Origin of the sequence: Clostridioides sp. ZZV14-6153 (assembly GCF_020657855.1) — a bacterium.
Lineage (GTDB): Bacteria > Bacillota > Clostridia > Peptostreptococcales > Peptostreptococcaceae > Clostridioides.
This window is the reverse complement of the sequence record NZ_JAGWCZ010000005.1, coordinates 25,844-42,318: the sequence shown is the minus strand read 5'-3', so window position 1 is coordinate 42,318 and position 16,475 is coordinate 25,844. Positions and strand designations below refer to the sequence as shown.

The 16,475-nt window shown below is 29.5% G+C and carries 15 protein-coding genes and 1 riboswitch; of the genes, 1 reads left to right on the top strand and 14 read right to left on the bottom strand.

The genetic code is table 11. From position 1 onward, the window contains the following. Positions 1–221 precede the first annotated feature (221 nt). From KGF46_RS08160 to metK, 12 genes are all read right to left on the bottom strand, one after another. Entirely contained in the window at positions 222–896 is a 675-nt protein-coding gene (locus tag KGF46_RS08160; protein WP_227827871.1) for a copper homeostasis protein CutC, read from the bottom strand. A 2-nt stretch (positions 897–898) separates the two neighbouring features. Further along, positions 899–1,951 (bottom strand): Sapep family Mn(2+)-dependent dipeptidase, encoded by a 1,053-nt coding sequence (locus KGF46_RS08155; RefSeq protein WP_227827872.1) that lies wholly within the window; start codon positions 1,949–1,951, stop codon positions 899–901. 54 nt (positions 1,952–2,005) lie between these two features. Next, the gene (locus KGF46_RS08150) at positions 2,006–2,965 is read right to left on the bottom strand and encodes a N(4)-(beta-N-acetylglucosaminyl)-L-asparaginase (RefSeq protein ID WP_227827873.1); all 960 of its coding nucleotides are present in this window, start codon (positions 2,963–2,965) and stop codon (positions 2,006–2,008) included. Positions 2,966–3,060: 95 nt separating this feature from the next. Then, the gene (locus KGF46_RS08145) at positions 3,061–3,579 is read right to left on the bottom strand and encodes a GrdB-related putative oxidoreductase (protein WP_227827874.1); all 519 of its coding nucleotides are present in this window, start codon (positions 3,577–3,579) and stop codon (positions 3,061–3,063) included. A 10-nt stretch (positions 3,580–3,589) separates the two neighbouring features. Beyond that, positions 3,590–4,924 carry a PTS cellobiose transporter subunit IIC gene (gene celB, locus KGF46_RS08140; RefSeq protein WP_227842679.1) on the bottom strand — a complete coding sequence of 445 codons (1,335 nt, stop codon included), beginning with the start codon at positions 4,922–4,924 and terminating at the stop codon, positions 3,590–3,592. 46 nt (positions 4,925–4,970) lie between these two features. Then, the gene (locus KGF46_RS08135) at positions 4,971–5,297 is read right to left on the bottom strand and encodes a PTS sugar transporter subunit IIB (protein WP_227434553.1); all 327 of its coding nucleotides are present in this window, start codon (positions 5,295–5,297) and stop codon (positions 4,971–4,973) included. Positions 5,298–5,323: 26 nt separating this feature from the next. Beyond that, positions 5,324–5,632 (bottom strand): PTS lactose/cellobiose transporter subunit IIA, encoded by a 309-nt coding sequence (locus tag KGF46_RS08130; RefSeq protein ID WP_227483559.1) that lies wholly within the window; start codon positions 5,630–5,632, stop codon positions 5,324–5,326. Positions 5,633–5,771: 139 nt separating this feature from the next. After that, the gene (locus tag KGF46_RS08125) at positions 5,772–7,676 is read right to left on the bottom strand and encodes a BglG family transcription antiterminator (protein ID WP_227827876.1); all 1,905 of its coding nucleotides are present in this window, start codon (positions 7,674–7,676) and stop codon (positions 5,772–5,774) included. 343 nt (positions 7,677–8,019) lie between these two features. After that, positions 8,020–8,802 carry a ComF family protein gene (locus KGF46_RS08120; RefSeq protein ID WP_227827877.1) on the bottom strand — a complete coding sequence of 261 codons (783 nt, stop codon included), beginning with the start codon at positions 8,800–8,802 and terminating at the stop codon, positions 8,020–8,022. A 2-nt stretch (positions 8,803–8,804) separates the two neighbouring features. After that, positions 8,805–11,024, bottom strand: coding sequence for an ATP-dependent RecD-like DNA helicase (locus KGF46_RS08115; protein WP_227827878.1), 2,220 nt, complete (start codon positions 11,022–11,024; stop codon positions 8,805–8,807). A 271-nt stretch (positions 11,025–11,295) separates the two neighbouring features. After that, complete coding sequence (locus KGF46_RS08110; protein ID WP_227850248.1) at positions 11,296–12,393, bottom strand: hypothetical protein; 1,098 nt, start codon at positions 12,391–12,393, stop codon at positions 11,296–11,298. Positions 12,394–12,727: 334 nt separating this feature from the next. After that, on the bottom strand, positions 12,728–13,921 hold the full coding sequence (gene metK, locus KGF46_RS08105; protein ID WP_227827880.1) for a methionine adenosyltransferase: 1,194 nt from the start codon (positions 13,919–13,921) through the stop codon (positions 12,728–12,730). A 136-nt stretch (positions 13,922–14,057) separates the two neighbouring features. Continuing rightward, positions 14,058–14,161, bottom strand: a riboswitch (SAM riboswitch). A gap of 188 nt (positions 14,162–14,349) precedes the next feature. On the opposite strand from metK, the gene yyaC reads away from it, so the two are divergent. Then, positions 14,350–14,859, top strand: coding sequence for a spore protease YyaC (gene yyaC / locus KGF46_RS08100; RefSeq protein WP_021382545.1), 510 nt, complete (start codon positions 14,350–14,352; stop codon positions 14,857–14,859). Between the two features lie 133 nt (positions 14,860–14,992). Here the strand turns inward: yyaC and fabZ are convergent, their stop codons facing one another. Next, on the bottom strand, positions 14,993–15,421 hold the full coding sequence (fabZ, locus tag KGF46_RS08095; RefSeq protein WP_227483562.1) for a 3-hydroxyacyl-ACP dehydratase FabZ: 429 nt from the start codon (positions 15,419–15,421) through the stop codon (positions 14,993–14,995). A 15-nt stretch (positions 15,422–15,436) separates the two neighbouring features. Beyond that, positions 15,437–16,456, bottom strand: coding sequence for a rod shape-determining protein (locus KGF46_RS08090; RefSeq protein ID WP_003425449.1), 1,020 nt, complete (start codon positions 16,454–16,456; stop codon positions 15,437–15,439). Positions 16,457–16,475: the final 19 nt, after the last annotated feature.

Sequence of the window (16,475 nt, the reverse complement as noted above, 5' to 3'; positions counted from 1 at the left end):
ATTCTATGCCACTTAACTTTTATAAATTTTTCATAGTTATCCACCTTCTAAGACCTCCATATTTCATTTTTTCTTTCACTATTTAGTTTAGCTTCAAGATTACCTAAAAGTAGTAAAGCATCATAACAATAATTTCTTAATCAATATTCATATACCCAAACTACAATTGACTAACACTCTTTATTTAATCTAATAAGTTGTATAAATCATATATGTTTATATTATTTCGAAATTATATCTACTAATTGTTTAAGCTTTTGTCTGTCTATATCTTCAAATGGACTCTTATCTATTCTAACAGCTGTACCAAAATGAAAATTATTTGCCTTAGTTACTCCCTTTATTTCAACTATATTATTAAAATCAAGACCTCCACCTAAAAGAATTTTTATATTATTAGAGTTAAGCATCATATCTTTTATAATTTTTATATTATCTTTTATATTTCCCTTGCCCCCTGATGTTAGTATATTTGTAATTCTGTCATAATTCTTTAGAATATTAACACTTTCTATTGTATTTGATTCATCTATTGCTCTATGAAATGTAACATCAAGATTATCGCAGTATTGCAACAAAAAATCTAAATTTTCTTCGTCTATATTATCATTCTTATCTAGCATTCCAAATACAACTCCATTAGCTCCAATCTCTTTGACTATATTTATATCTTTTAACATTATACTTATATCTTCTTTACTATACACAAAACTTTTGGCATGAGGTCTTATCATTACATTCACAGGTATCTTTACACTGTTAACAACACTTTCTATAAGGCCAAAGCTTGGTGTCAGTCCTCCTTCAGTTAAAGCACTAACTAATTCTATTCTATCTGCGCCACAATCTTCTATAATCTTAGCGTCTTCTACTGTCATTCCTATTATCTCTAACATAACTACTCCTTTGCTAATTCATATATTGCATTTGCAAATATCTTTGCATTTAAAATTATATCATCTATATCCATGTATTCGTCGTGATTATGTGCTATTCCTTTTTGTCCTGGAAACGAAGGTCCAAATGGAACTATATTTGGCATTACTTTTGCATATGTACCTCCATTAGTTGTTACTGGAGTACCATCTAATGATGTTACTCTTTCATAAGCTATTTGAAGTTTTTTAACAAGCTTACTATCCTTATCAAAATATACAGGATTAAAATTAGAAATTACTTCTATCTCTGTACCATTAGGAAAATTAGATTTTATTTCATATAATACATCTTCTAGTTTATAACTAAAGTCATATTTTACTTTTATCTCCAGCATTATGTAACTATTCTCTTTATGTAACTCTTGATTTGTAACAATCACTTTTTCAGACATGTTTTCTATAAAGCTTAAAAATATGTCTTCCTTATAGTTACAGTTATTTTTGATTATAATTTTCGCCATACCTTTTTCACCATATACAACAGGATATTTGCAATCTGGTGTGAACCCCATTATAGGAGGTTTTTCTTTTTTTAAATAATATGGTATATCTTTAAATCCACTTTCTTCATTTGTACCAAAAATTATCCTAACTTTTTTATCTAACTTTAAACTTAATTCTTTAATAACATATAGTCCATATAAAGAACACATTATAGGCCCTTTATTATCTAATACCCCTCTACCATAGATTCTTCCATTATATATCTCTCCTCCATAAGGTTGATATATCCAATTTTTACCTTCATGTACTACATCTACATGGCCAATTACACAGATATAATCTTTACTATCTCCATATTCTGCATAACCAATATAATTGTCTAAGTTTCTAACTTTAAATCCTAATTTTCTTGAAATTTCTAGTGCTTTATTAAGTGCTTTTCCTACCTTTTCGCCAAAAGGGAAGCCATTTTCTGGCTCCCCTTCAACGCTAGGTATTTTTACAATATCTACAATATCACTTAATAAATCTTCTTTTATCTCATCTACTTTATTGTTTATGATATTCATAAAAATCTCCTTTTAAATATTAAAGAACTCTACTTTACTGTATAAATACAAACTTTATTCACTCACTTCTATTGGTGCCTTTATCCTAGCTTCATATGCTTCCATCCACTCGTTTGACACAACCTTATGTATAGTTTTACCATCTATTCTATTTGATATATATACTGTAGGAGCTTCTGCTTTAGTAGCTACTGAAAATGTAAAGTCAGCTATATTTGTAGCTACTCCCCACTCTCCTTTATTATTCATAGCAACTAATGATAAATCTCCAGCTTTTCCTCGTCTTTTGATAAGCTGTTCATCTAACTCATTTACTGCTATATCACATGCCTCTTGTGGATGTTTTCCTTCTTTCATAAGTCTAACTATCTCATATGATATACATCCTTTCATCAAATCTTCTCCAAGACCAGTAGCTGTAGCCCCTCCTATGCTACTATCAACGAAGAACCCCGAACCAGATAGTGCAGAATCTCCTATTCTACCTCTTTTCTTCATAAATAGACCACTTGTTGAGGTTGCTGCACACATCTTTCCATTTTTATCTAAAGATATCATCCCAACAGTATCATGACCAGCATATGGGCTTAATCCTTTATCTAAAGTTTCTTTTTTTCTCTTCTTATAATGTAGCTTAGCTCTATCTGTTAACATATTTTTTCTTTCAAATCCATTTTTATGAGCATACTCTTCAGCTCCTATTCCAACTAAGAAATTATTCACTTTCTCATAACTTAATTTTCTAGCTATACTGACAGGATTAGAATAATCTCTTATACCTGCAACTGCTCCTATATCTAGTGTGTTTCCATCCATAAATGCAGCATCAAGTTCTACTTCACAGTTTTCATTTGGAAGTCCTCCATATCCAACCGATTTATAGAATGGATAATCTTCAACTTTTCTTACAGCAAGTTCTACAGCATCTCCTGCTTCCATTCCTTTTTCTAAATGTTCTGATGCTTCAGTGATTCCTTCTATGGCCATTCTCCATGTTGCTATCATTCCCCACATATCAGAAAATCCCTCCTTAATTATATAAACTCTATCCATATACTTTAATCATAATATAGTATGGTACTTAAACTTGACAATTGGTGAAGTATTAATTAATAACAAAATTCTTCTCTCATTGAAGTTATATCTTCTTTATTTGCTATTGATTTTGCTAATTTACATATATTGTTTAGTGAATCGTTAAGACCAATTCCACCTTTTTTAGGTGTCTTAACTATACATATATCATTTTTGTATTCGTTTATTATATCTGTATTTTCTTCTGACATAGCCGCAAAAGCTGGTATATCCGTTTTATTGTTTATACTTTTAGATAATATTGCTGACATCTTAGAAAAATTTTCATAGTTAAAACTCGGTCCACAAATAACTACATCAGGATTTAACTTTTTAACCATAGCTATCATCTTATTTGTCACTTCTTCTTCATTGTTTATAAAAAATTCATCCCCACAAAAAAGTGTCGCTATCACTTTAGATTCTTTTAAAAATGGTTCCATCATTATACCTGGACCTAATGGGCTTGATTTTCCAGCAGGAGGTATATTGCTTTTTTCTTTCCCACCTGCACCTGCTTGTATTTGATCCAATATCATAACTATTTTCTTCATAATTTTCCTCCTATAATACTAAATCATCAAAAGATATATCATCATCTTCCTCTTCAACATTTGTTTTTTCTTCTTTTAAATATTGTTTATCTAACATTTTTATAAATGGCATGTACATAAATATTCCTAGTACAAGAAGTATTATTTGTAGTAAGGCACCTTGCCATCCTGTTGTTAGAAATCCAGAGAATATAATTGGAGTTGTCCATGGCAATTGAACTCCATTTGTAAGTGGTACTAATCCTGCTGACATACAGAAATAAGCTATTATTATGTTTATTGTTGGAACTATTGCAAATGGTATCAATAATATTGGGTTAAGCATTATTGGTAGACCAAATATTAATGGCTCATTTATTCCAAATATCCCTGGTAGAATTGATAATTTACCCATTGATTTTATACGTTTACTTTTGCATATAAGTAACATAGCTATAATTAAGGATAGTGTACTACCTGCTCCACCAAATGTTGCAAACATATCCTGGAATTGACCAGTTATTATGTTTGGTATTTTTGAACCAGCTTGAAAAGCAGCTAAATTTTCAGCTGATAAAATTTTTAATATTGGATTATAGACAGCTCCAACAACACTACTACCATTTATTCCAAAGAACCAGAATAAATGTAAGAATATATAAGCTATTGCCATAGCACCTAAACTATTTCCTAATTTTAATAATGGCATTTGTAAAAACTTAAATATAAATTCATGTATACTTCCATATGGTGTAGCTTCAAAAGCAATCTTAACTAAAAAGAAAACTATCATAACTATTGCACTTGGTATTAATGCAGCAAATGATTTTGAAACAGTTGGAGGAACTCCATCTGGCATCTTCAATGTCCACCCTTTTTTGACAACTACTGCAAATAATTTAACAGATGTTATTGCGGTTATCATTCCTACAAACATTCCCTTAGAACCCATCCAACCTAATGGGATACCTGTTACCATATAGACTGCCTTTGTTCCTTCTGGTGTATATGGTATTACAAATGGTGTCACTATAAAAAAAGCGACTATTGCAACTGCTGCTGATGCAATTGGGTCTACATCTATTTGTTTAGCATAAGAGTAACCAATTCCTAAAACTGCAAGTAAAGTCATTACTTCAAAGGTCGCTATAGTTGGTTGTTGTAATTTTACTGCCCAATCTGGACCAAAAATTTGACCTACGAATTCGTCCCATCCTTTTATTGGGAAGTTTGCTACTAATAAAAATAACGACCCTATTATCAATAATGGTGATGATACTAAAAAACCATCTCTAATTGCAATTAATAATTTATTTTTACCTATTTTTTCAGCCAATGGCATAAGTATTCTTTCCAATTTATTCATCTATCCACCCTCATTTCTCAGTATCTTTTTACTATATTTTAAGCCTTTAAGCTTGTTTAGATTTTATTAATTTTATAGCAAGCTTTAGTACTTTTTCTCCATTCATAGTTCCATAATCAGTTTCGTTTATTATATCCACAGGTTTTCCTTGAGCTTCAAACTTTGGCTTTAACTCCTTTAGCATGTATTTAACTTGAGGCCCTAACAATATACAATCTGGATTCTTTTCTGCAACTATCTTATCAATTTCTGCTATTGGAAATGCTTCTACTTCTATTGGTAAATTGTGTTCATCTGCTACTTTCTGCATCTTTCCTGCAAGTAAGCTTGTTGACATCCCAAAACTACAAAATAAATATACTTTTCTCTTCATTATCTTAAATCCCCCTTAACTACTTTTTATTTTAGTTTTTGAATTTCTTTTCTTAGCACTATCATTTCTTTTATAAGGTTTCTTTCACTCATACAAGTCATTAAATGGTCTTGAGAGTGAATTAGTAAGATAGATATATCTGACTTATTTCCTCCTGCTTCCTTTTGTATAAGTTCTGTTTGTACTTTATGTGCTTTTAATATTTCTTCATTTGCACTTTCGATTAATTCATCAGCCTTTTCAAAATCGTTTTCCTTTGCACAATCAAGAGCTTCGTAAAGCATAGATTTTGCATTTCCAGCATGAATTATAATCTTTAATACTATTTCTTCCATTTCTTCCTCCTAAATTACTTGTCTACTTTTAACTGATTTCTATCTGATAGATATATAATATCTTATAAAAACAAAAAAACATGCACAAATTTTTCCATTACATGGAAAATTTTGTGCTTATTCACATTTTGATATAAATTTATATAAGAATATTTTTTATATTTTTAATATCACATTTACTTAGCACATCAAGCATATTTTCATCTTCTGTCAATTTAGATATTTCTTTGAATAATTCTCTAAATACTTTTCTATCATCATCTTTTTTATAAGCTAACAAAAGTATAATCTTTATGTATTTTCCATTTCTAATTTTTATTGGTGTTTTCAATCTTGCAAAACATAGGACAGATTGTTTTATATATTTCATATCTCCATGAGGAAACAATATTCCTTTCCCGACATTAGTTGGATATGCCTTTTCTCTTTCTATAATAGAATTTAAATACTCCTTATCTGCATAATGCTTTTCGATTAATAAATTAGTTAAGTATGCTATAGCCTCATAAATATCATTATGTTCTAGCTCTCTTATTAAATAATCAGACATCATTAATCTATTCATAAGTTTATATGATGTATCTTTTTCTTTTATTTTGTTGGTAAATTCTTTGAGTTTATTTTCATCTTCATCAGTAAATAGTGGTGTTGTTATAAAAATTGGCTTTTGTACATTTTCATATTCTTGAAATGCAATTATAAAATCTATCATTTTATTGAAGTTATCTCTTCTTAAATCTTCTTCCCTTAGTGTTTCAACTATTTCTATATTATTAAATCTCTTTTCTATCTTTACTTTTAGTAACATACTTACTCCAAAGCTAAATGGGCATACGATACTTGCTTTTTTAGTTGATTCTCTCTTATTACTTTTTCTTTCTAAAGATGTTTGAAAGTGAAGAGTAAGATAGCCTATTTCATCTTCAGTTATTTGTTTTTCTTTTTGCTCAATTCCTATTGAATTTGAAATTACTGTAAATAAAAAACAAAATTTATTTTTTATATTATCTAAAAGTGGATTTTCCAAATAAACATTACTTTGCATTTGGTGCATTGTAACATTTAAGTGACATATTAATTGGTCATAAAGCAATATATCATTATTAAAGTTTATACCTGATTCTTCTGATACTAGATTTATAATTCTTTTTGTGTACTCTGATAATTCTTCATTAAGGTATAGTGATTTTTTAGTATCTTTACTATTTATTTGTTTATTCATACCAAGTATTAGTGACTCTATAAATAATTTTTCTTCATGGTTTAACACTATAGACAGACTGGATTTCAACTCATTTTCTATATCTAATATAAGAATTTCTAATTTTAGTTCTTTTTTAGTATTTAATATTTCAAAAGAATTCCCTAACCTTATTCGTATGATATTTATAAGTAAAAATAACATCAATTGCCTGAATGAGACATCTGTAAGTCTTATATCCATTTTATCTTCTATCATAGACATTATATTTTTGACAACTATTATGTCTACCATATGGAAATATTCTATTTCATCCATGTTTAGTCTGTATTTATCTATATATTTAAATAAGAACGCCACTAACATTATCCTTATGTCTTTCTCATTTCCCTCAATACATATACCACTACCTGTTTTAGTTGAAATTTTTAAATTATAATTACTTAATTCTACTGATAATTTATTTATTTCTTCTCTAACAATATTTTTATTTATATACAATTTATTGGATAAATCATTTAAGGTAATTTTCTTATTATTGCAAAGTAATAGATTCAATATCTCAACTTGTTTATGAAGTTCACTATTTACTCTTTTAACTTCACCTCTTAACTTCTGATTTACTACTATTTTATCCGTATCATCTCCACTAAACTTAATCCCTATGTTAGGCTTTCTTTTAATATAAGCACTACAAAAAGTAGATAACCATTCATCAATGTACTTACAATCATTTCTTATTGTTCTCTCTGAGCACTCAAAATCGTTAGCAATCTCATTGATATTTATAAATTCTTCTTTTAATAGCAATACTGTCAACAAGTTCTCTTGTCTTTTGTTCATATATATCACCTCTTTATGACTCATTCTAAATTTATTATATATAAAAAAGAGCTACACATAAAAACATTATGTTAGCTCTCTTTTAATATGATATTTAGCTGACCTGGTCTTTGACCCCACACTCGCCTACTGGAGGGTTCGCTTGGGTTCGCCGCACTACTACTCTCTCTCGATTTTATTATCGGTAGGTCTTACTTCTAAGCCGCACCATGCTCATTAACTCAACTTTTAGTGTTAACTTACGTGGATCCTTTTGCCTGCGACTGGCTTGGACTTTCAACCACAGACCTAAATATCACTTATTCATTTTAATATTTTAAAGTAAAATTGTCAATATATAAGATTATTCCATAACATAGTTGTCATTTGCTCTTGTAAGCAAAGTCATTACAAAAACCTTATTAACACCAGATAACTTTAAAATCTTAGATATTTCATTTGTTGTCAAGCCAGTTGTAAATATATCATCTATCAAAAGTACATTTTTATTATTTATTAATTTAATATTTTCGTTAACAGCAAATACATTTTTTAATTCCTTTTTTCGCTCTTGTTTACTTAACTTATAGAGCATCCTTGTATTTTTTTCTCTAGATATACAATCTAATATTGGAACATTGATTATTTTACTCAAACTCAAAGCTATTTTTCGTGCTTGATTAAATCCTCTTTTATTAAGTCTTTTCCTATGAAGTGGAACAAATAATATATAATCAAATTTCACATTTTCTAAATCCAACTTTTCTTTCATTATTTGAGCTATGTATTTAGCCATAAATGTTTTTTGATTGTACTTTAATCCTAATATTATTTTTTTAGTTATATCATTGTATTCAATACAGGAGATTGACTTATCAAAATAAAAACTTTTATCAAAACAATAGCTACATCCTTCAATAAATTCTTTTTCAAGCGAATGATGTATGATTGGCTTTCCACATTTTATGCACCCATTTAGTATAAAATTCATTTCATCAAAACAACTTTTACAGACTGAATAGGTATTAGTTTTTTTTATTGATTTATCACAAATTATGCAATTTATATTTTCAGGATAAATAAAATCCAGACATTTATTAATCAGATTTCTAAGACTCTTAATAAAATTATCATTGCATATTTTCATATTTACTCTATCAACAGCCCTTCTTGTTTGAATTTATTTAGCTTATATCCTAAGTTTGAATATCTTTGATTTACTCTATTATTTTTTATCATATATTCCAAATATTTCACATCTCCAACTAACACAACTAATTTTTTTGCTCTTGTCACTGCTGTATATAATAAATTACGGCTTAATAACATAGGAGGAGCCCAAGTTATTGGTATCACTACAACTGGAAATTCACTTCCTTGACTTTTATGTATAGTTGTACAAAAACTATGGTCAATCTCATCTAACTCATCATATAAATATGATACAATTTTAGTTTGGTCAAATAGCACGTAAATAGTTTTCTTATCTTTATCTATATAATATACATAGCCTATATCTCCATTATATATACCTTCCCCACTTTCCTTTTGGTCTTCTGTCTCCCATTTTTTTGTATAATTATTTTTTACTTGCATTACCTTGTCACCAACTCTAAACAACCTTTTAGAAAAACTTTCTTCTACTTTAAACTTCTCCTTTTTGTTAAGATACTTTTGTAACTCTATATTCAGATTGGTAACTCCTAGCTCTCCTTTTCTCATTGAAGATAAAACCTGTATATCTTTTAGTTTATCAACATTATAAAATTTAGGTAGTCTTTCATTTACCAAACCTATTATTTCATTCAATATCTCTTCATTCGTTGATTTTCTTATAAAAAAGAAGTCTTTTCCCTTTGTATTTAAATGAAGTGGTTCGCCATTATTTATCTTATGCGCATTCACAATTATCATACTTTCTTGAGCTTGTCTAAATATTTCATTTAATTTGACCACATTTATAATATTTGAGTCTATCATGTCCTTAAGTACATTACCCGCACCTACAGAAGGTAATTGGTCACTATCCCCAACTAATATTACTCTTGTTCCTAATTTTATTGCTCTAAGTAAATTATACATTAAGATAATATCTACCATTGATACTTCATCGACTATTATTACATCTGAGTTTATCGGATCTTCTTCATCTTTAAAAAATGTTAAATCATCATCTGTTGAAAATCCCATTTCTAATAATCTATGTATAGTCTTTGCTTCTTTATTAGAAGTTTCACTCATTCTCTTAGCTGCTCTTCCCGTTGGAGCAGCTAAAGTTACGCTTTTACCATTATTTTCAAATATATCTATAATTGCATTAATAGTAGTAGTCTTTCCAGTACCTGGACCACCAGTTATAATTAATACTCCACTGTTCATAGATTCTTTAACTGCTAAAACTTGCTTCTCTGCTAACTTAATTTTCTTATCATCTTCTAAAATTTTAATTTCATTTTCTATATCTATATTCAAATCTTCAAATTCATACTGCGACAATTTGACTATTTGACTACATACTCCATTTTCAGATAGGTAGTATGGCATAAGATATATGAGATTTTCATTATTCACTTTTTCTATATGTATTTTTTGATTATATACCAACATCATTACACATTCTTTTACTATGTCTCCACTTAACTCCAACAATTTTTCCGAATCTTGTATTAGAATATGTTCTGGTAAATATGTATGTCCATTACTTAGGGATTTATTTAAGGTATATAATATTCCTTGGCATACTCTATCTTTAGAATTTTTATCTATGCCAATTTTATTAGCTATACTATCAGCTACTTTAAACCCTATTCCTCTTATGTCTTCAGCAAGCTGATATGGATTTTTATTTATAATTTCTATTGCACTACTTTTATATTTTTTATATATTTTTAAACAATAATTGGGTGTTATTCCAAAAGGAGATAGTTCTATTATTATGTTTCTTAATTCTCTATCTTCTTCATAACTCTTTACTATTTGCTTTACCTTTTTACTGCCTATACCCTCTACTTCTTGTAATTTTTCTGGGTAATTTTGTATTACATCTAGTGTATCAACACCAAACTTATCAATTATTCTCTTAGCCATTTTTTCGCCAATTCCATGTATCATACCAGAAGATAAGTAAACATAAATTCCTTCTAAAGATGATGGTTTCACTGGCATAAAACTATTCACTTCAAATTGAGTTCCATAAATTTTGTGGTTTACCCATTTACCTTCAACTTCTATACTCTCTCCCATTGCTAAGGTAGGCATACATCCTACAACAACAATTTCATCATTTTCATTTACCAGATGAGCTATTGTATAGCCATTATCTTCATTTTTAAAGACTATTTCACTTATCATTCCTTCTAATTTTTCCATTTTTATCTCCTAAAAATACTAATAATTGTTCCGTTTGCATGTTAGTATACTTAAATATATTAAGTTCTATGATAGGATTCTATCAGAAAATTTTTCTATATTTTTATACTTAACTTAATTTCCAACTATTATACATTTTATCAGAAACAAAAAAAATCTGCATCTTAAAAATATGGTACCTTAAAATAAAGGCACCATATATAAATAATTATTTTATTTCAACCATCTTGCTTCTAAAACATAGATTAAATTTCACAAATTTATTTTGATATTAATTTACTTCAGATTTATTTTCCTCATATCCTTCAGTTTTGGTAATTCTTCGATAAAGCATACATAGTAAAATTAAAATTCCCATATAACCTGTGTATGGATATAATGTCCCTACAAGTTTATCAAATGGTAATAATCCTCCTATACATGCTAATATGCTTACTACTACTGTTATTATTTTAAATTTAGGATGGTCATCTTCCACAAATCTATTAGTTACTGACCATAATAATGGTACAGCTGTAGTATATATTCCTAATAAAAGTACTACTGAGAATAAAATACCTATAATTGGAGATATCTTGTCAGCTAAATAAAGAGCTGGTATTTCTTTTGTGTATATATTTCCTACATCTGAAAGTAGTGCTAGATTCATCATTATAGCTGCTGCCATAAGTGCTACTCCACCTATTATACCTCCCCATACAGCATCTTTCTTATTTACTGCTGAAGCTCCCATTCCTGTCAAGAATGTTATTACTATTATTACATTATAGCAAGTATAAAGTACACCTGAGAAATATCCATTTGATGTAGCAGTTTTAACGTTTAGACTATCAACTATAGCTCCTGCATTTGATAAAGCACCAATATTACTAAATAAACTAATTGCTCCCACTAAAAGTGTAAATATTATTATTATAGGACCTATATTACCTAGTATCTTTGAAAGTCTTGTCAAACCTAGAGATACAGTTATTAGGGAAACGATTGCCATGCCAATTCTACCTACATATGGATTTAGCCCATAATACTCTGACAATGTAGCTCCTGCTCCTGCAATCATTATTACTAATGTACCAAACAAAAACAATGGTCCAAACCATTCAAAAAATGTACCAAGATATTTTCCACAATATACTTGATAAATCTTTATTGGCTCTTTAAGCTTTAGTTCTCTCCCTTTTTCTATAACTTCTGCTCCAAACCATGAGAATAATACCATAGATATTATTCCTCCTATAATACCAGCATACCCATAAAACGTAAAGAATTGTAATATCTCTTGACCAGTTGCAAATCCAGAACCTATTACAGTCGCTACATATGCTCCAGCAAAACTTATAACCATTTTGATGTTCATTTTACCCGACATACACACTACTCCCTCCTAAATAAAATAAATTTTTTAATAAGTAAAATTTAATGTAAGTTTATTAAGACTATATTAGTTGTATTATTGATGCTTTTCAATATTTTTTGAATTATTTAACATTACTTAACGAAATCTTAACCAGTTTTTAACATATGTCTCCTAATATGTATTAATTTAATGCAATATTATATAATGAAATATATTAATCTCACTAAATAACGTTTCTTTATTATATGATTGAAAATTAGTATTTATTAAATATATTTAATCATAAAATAAAAAACTGCTAAAACGTAATTTTAAAATTACATTCTAGCAGCTCCTTATCTAAGCATTATTCACCTAATGCGTCTTTTCTTAATTGTTCTACTTTATCAGTTCTTTCCCATGGTAAATCTATATCCGTTCTACCAAAGTGACCATAAGCAGCAACCTTTTTGTAAAGAGGCTTTCTTAAATCTAAATCTCTTATTATTGCTCCTGGTCTTAAATCAAAGTGTTTGTTTACTAGTTCAACAAGCTTTTCTTCTGAAACTTTGCCTGTCCCAAAAGTATCTATAAATATAGATAATGGTCTAGCTATACCTATGGCATATGCAAGTTCTATCTCACATTTATCTGCAAGTCCAGCTGCAACAATATTTTTAGCCACATATCTAGCAGCATAAGCAGCAGATCTATCAACTTTTGTAGGGTCTTTTCCTGAAAAAGCTCCTCCACCATGTCTAGAATATCCACCATAAGTGTCTATTATTATTTTTCTTCCTGTAAGACCTGTATCTCCTTGAGGTCCTCCTATAACGAATCTTCCTGTTGGGTTTATATAAATTTTAGTATCTTCATCAAGTAATTCAGCTGGTATAACTGATTTTATAACATGCTCAATTAAATCTTGTCTTATCTTATCATTTGATACTGTTTCACAGTGTTGAGCTGATATAAGAACTGTATGTACTCTTATAGCTTTATTTCCTTCATATTCAACAGTAACTTGAGTTTTTCCATCTGGTCTTAAATAATCAACTAAACCTGTCTTTCTAACTTCTGTAAGTCTTCTTGATAATTTATGAGCTAATGATATTGGAAGTGGCATTAATTCTGGAGTTTCATTACATGCAAATCCAAACATTATACCTTGGTCTCCAGCTCCCACTTTTTCTATTTCTTGTTCTATTTCTTCTCCAGTCTTACTTTCTAGACCTTCATCAACTCCCATAGCTATATCTCCAGATTGTTCATCTATAGAAGTTATAACTGCACAAGTGTCACAGTCAAATCCATATTTTGCTCTTGTATATCCAATTTCTTTTACTGTTTCTCTTACTAATTTAGGTATATCTACATAAGCAGATGTACTTATTTCTCCAGCTACTAAAACTAAGCCTGTTGTTACTGTAGTTTCACAAGCTACTCTAGATTGTGGGTCTTTTTCTAACAATGCATCTAATATTGAATCTGATATTTGGTCACATATCTTATCAGGATGTCCTTCTGTAACTGATTCTGACGTAAATAAATGTCTTGCCATTTTTGTTCCTCCTTATTCATTCTTAATTTTTATTATAGGTTTTACCTTATCTTCAATTCTTAGAAATTTTACTCAAAATAAAAAACCTCTCCTTATAAGAAGAGGTTAATAATCGTAATCGCATACTAATTAACTGACCTCATCTTTCAAGACTTTTGTCTTGCAGGAATTAGCACCTTTTCCCATTTGGGTGGTTGCTGGGCTTCACAGGGCCTATCCCTCAGCCTCTCTTGATAAGGTAATCAAGATTTAAGTTTTATTTTACCTTATTAGCTTACTATTTTTTTAAAATTTTGTCAAGATTTTTAGCCATATTTTTGCCATTACTTTTTTTGTGAGACAAATAAAATATTATCTCTATCTGAAATTTAAAGTTAGGTCTTTTTAATGTTTTTTATTCATATATTTTTTTGAAGGGGGTGTTCCTATTGTATTTAGCTAAAGTAAATTACAGCGATGATGATGTTATACAGATGCTAAGTTCAGTTCTCAAAACCATAATTAATGAAAATACGATTGTTGTTTGCATAGGAACAGACAGGGCTATAGGTGATACTTTAGGCCCTTTAGTTGGAACAATACTTAAAAACAGTAAATTTAAATACCCCGTTTACGGTACACTAGATAACCCTATTCACGCCTTAAATATATATGAGTCTTTAGATACTATAAAAAATACACATATGCAAGGTAACTTCTTGGCTATAGATGCTTGCTTGGGGTCACAGAGTAACATAGGTAATATACAGATTAGAGAAGGACCTATCCTGCCTGGAAAAGGTGTGGGAAAAAAACTACCTCAAATAGGAAATTATTCTATAGTAGGAATTGTAGATAAAATTGATGAAAATAACAGACTTTCATTTAATAATATACGTCTTAGCTTTATACTAGACTTAGCTGAAACAATAGCCTTAGCACTATTGGTATCTACTTAAATCTTATAAGGTAACTGATAAAATTTTTTGTATTAAAAGGGTAGATACTATAGAGTATTTAATTTAATAAATACTCCAAATTATCTACCTTTTTATTTTGATATTTATTCTTCTGTTTTCATTCTTAAAAATTTTATTTCTCTACTAGAGCAAACATTAACTCACCTTTACAGACAAGTTCTTCACCAACATAAGCTTTAGCATCTGCTTTTGCTATATTTCTTCTAAGCGTTGTCATTTCAACTTCCATAGTCAATGTATCTCCTGGTCTTACTTCTCTCTTGATTCTAACTTTATCAATACCAGCAAATACACCTAATTTCCCTTTATTTTCTTCCAAAGACATCATTGCCACTCCACACACTTGTGCTAGAGCTTCTACTATCAACACGCCTGGCATCAATGGGTAATTTGGAAAATGACCTTGAAAAAATGGTTCATTAACTGTTACATTTTTTATACCAACAGCTCTTTTTCCAACTTCTAACTCTGTAATCTTGTCCACTAATAAAAATGGATATCTATGTGGTATTAGTTCTTTTATTTCATCTATATTTAACATTTTAAACTCTCCTAATTATTTTCTTTTGAAAGACCCACCTGTTTCAAGTAAATCTATTGAGCCCAAAGCAATCCCTGTTCCTTTCGCAACACAAGATAGTGGTTCATCTGCTATTGTAACAGTTATTCCTGTTCTCTGTTCTATTATTTTATCTAATCCATATAATAATGAGCCTCCGCCAGTCATTATTATACCAACATCACCTATATCTGCTGCTAATTCAGGTGGTGTTTTTTCTAAAACAGCATGAGTTGCAACAACTATTTGTTCAACACATTCTCTAAGGGCTTCTAACATTTCTGTTGAGTTTATAGTTATAGAACTAGGAAGACCTGTAATCAGATTTCTTCCTGTTATTTTCATATACTTTTCTTCTTCTCTCTTAAATGCAGAGCCAATTTCAAACTTAATTTTTTCTGCTGTTCTTTCTCCAATAAGAAGATTATGTTGTTTTTTCATGTACTTAACTATAGCATCATCAAATCGGTCTCCACCAACTTTTATAGATTCACTTACAACTGCTCCTCCTAGTGATATTACGGCTATATCTACAGTTCCTCCACCAATATCTATAATCATATTACCATTAGGTTGTGATATGTCTACACCAGCTCCTATAGCTGCTGCTATTGGCTCTTCTATGATATATACTTCTCTAGCCCCAGCTTGTCTAGTTGCATCCTCTACTGCTCTCTTTTCTACTTCTGTAACACCTGTTGGCACACATACCATAATTCTAGGCATGAAAAATCTTCCAAATCCCTTTTTATCAACTATCTTATCTATAAAAGATTTTAACATCTTCTCAGTTACATCATAATCTGAAATTACACCATCTCTTAAAGGTCTTATTGCAACTATATTACCTGGTGTTCTTCCTATCATTTTTTTAGCCTCTTCTCCTACAGCTAAAACAGAATCTGTTCTGTTGTCTATTGCAACAACAGATGGTTCTTCTAAAACGATTCCCTTACCACTAACATAAACAAGTACATTTGCAGTACCTAAATCTATGCCTATATCAGCTCCAGCCATTTTTTCAACTCCTTCATTT

Excerpts from the sequence above, each read along its gene's own strand:
- KGF46_RS08160 (WP_227827871.1), bottom strand. The coding sequence starts at position 896 with ATGTTAGAGATAATAGGAATGACAGTAGAAGACGCTAAGATTATAGAA.
- KGF46_RS08155 (WP_227827872.1), bottom strand. The coding sequence starts at position 1,951 with ATGAATATCATAAACAATAAAGTAGATGAGATAAAAGAAGATTTATTA.
- KGF46_RS08150 (WP_227827873.1), bottom strand. The coding sequence starts at position 2,965 with ATGTGGGGAATGATAGCAACATGGAGAATGGCCATAGAAGGAATCACT.
- KGF46_RS08145 (WP_227827874.1), bottom strand. The coding sequence starts at position 3,579 with ATGAAGAAAATAGTTATGATATTGGATCAAATACAAGCAGGTGCAGGT.
- celB (WP_227842679.1), bottom strand. The coding sequence starts at position 4,924 with ATGAATAAATTGGAAAGAATACTTATGCCATTGGCTGAAAAAATAGGT.
- KGF46_RS08135 (WP_227434553.1), bottom strand. The coding sequence starts at position 5,297 with ATGAAGAGAAAAGTATATTTATTTTGTAGTTTTGGGATGTCAACAAGC.
- KGF46_RS08130 (WP_227483559.1), bottom strand. The coding sequence starts at position 5,632 with ATGGAAGAAATAGTATTAAAGATTATAATTCATGCTGGAAATGCAAAA.
- KGF46_RS08125 (WP_227827876.1), bottom strand. The coding sequence starts at position 7,676 with ATGAACAAAAGACAAGAGAACTTGTTGACAGTATTGCTATTAAAAGAA.
- KGF46_RS08120 (WP_227827877.1), bottom strand. The coding sequence starts at position 8,802 with ATGAAAATATGCAATGATAATTTTATTAAGAGTCTTAGAAATCTGATT.
- KGF46_RS08115 (WP_227827878.1), bottom strand. The coding sequence starts at position 11,024 with ATGGAAAAATTAGAAGGAATGATAAGTGAAATAGTCTTTAAAAATGAA.
- KGF46_RS08110 (WP_227850248.1), bottom strand. The coding sequence starts at position 12,393 with ATGTCGGGTAAAATGAACATCAAAATGGTTATAAGTTTTGCTGGAGCA.
- metK (WP_227827880.1), bottom strand. The coding sequence starts at position 13,921 with ATGGCAAGACATTTATTTACGTCAGAATCAGTTACAGAAGGACATCCT.
- fabZ (WP_227483562.1), bottom strand. The coding sequence starts at position 15,421 with ATGTTAAATATAGATGAAATAAAAGAACTAATACCACATAGATATCCA.
- KGF46_RS08090 (WP_003425449.1), bottom strand. The coding sequence starts at position 16,456 with ATGGCTGGAGCTGATATAGGCATAGATTTAGGTACTGCAAATGTACTT.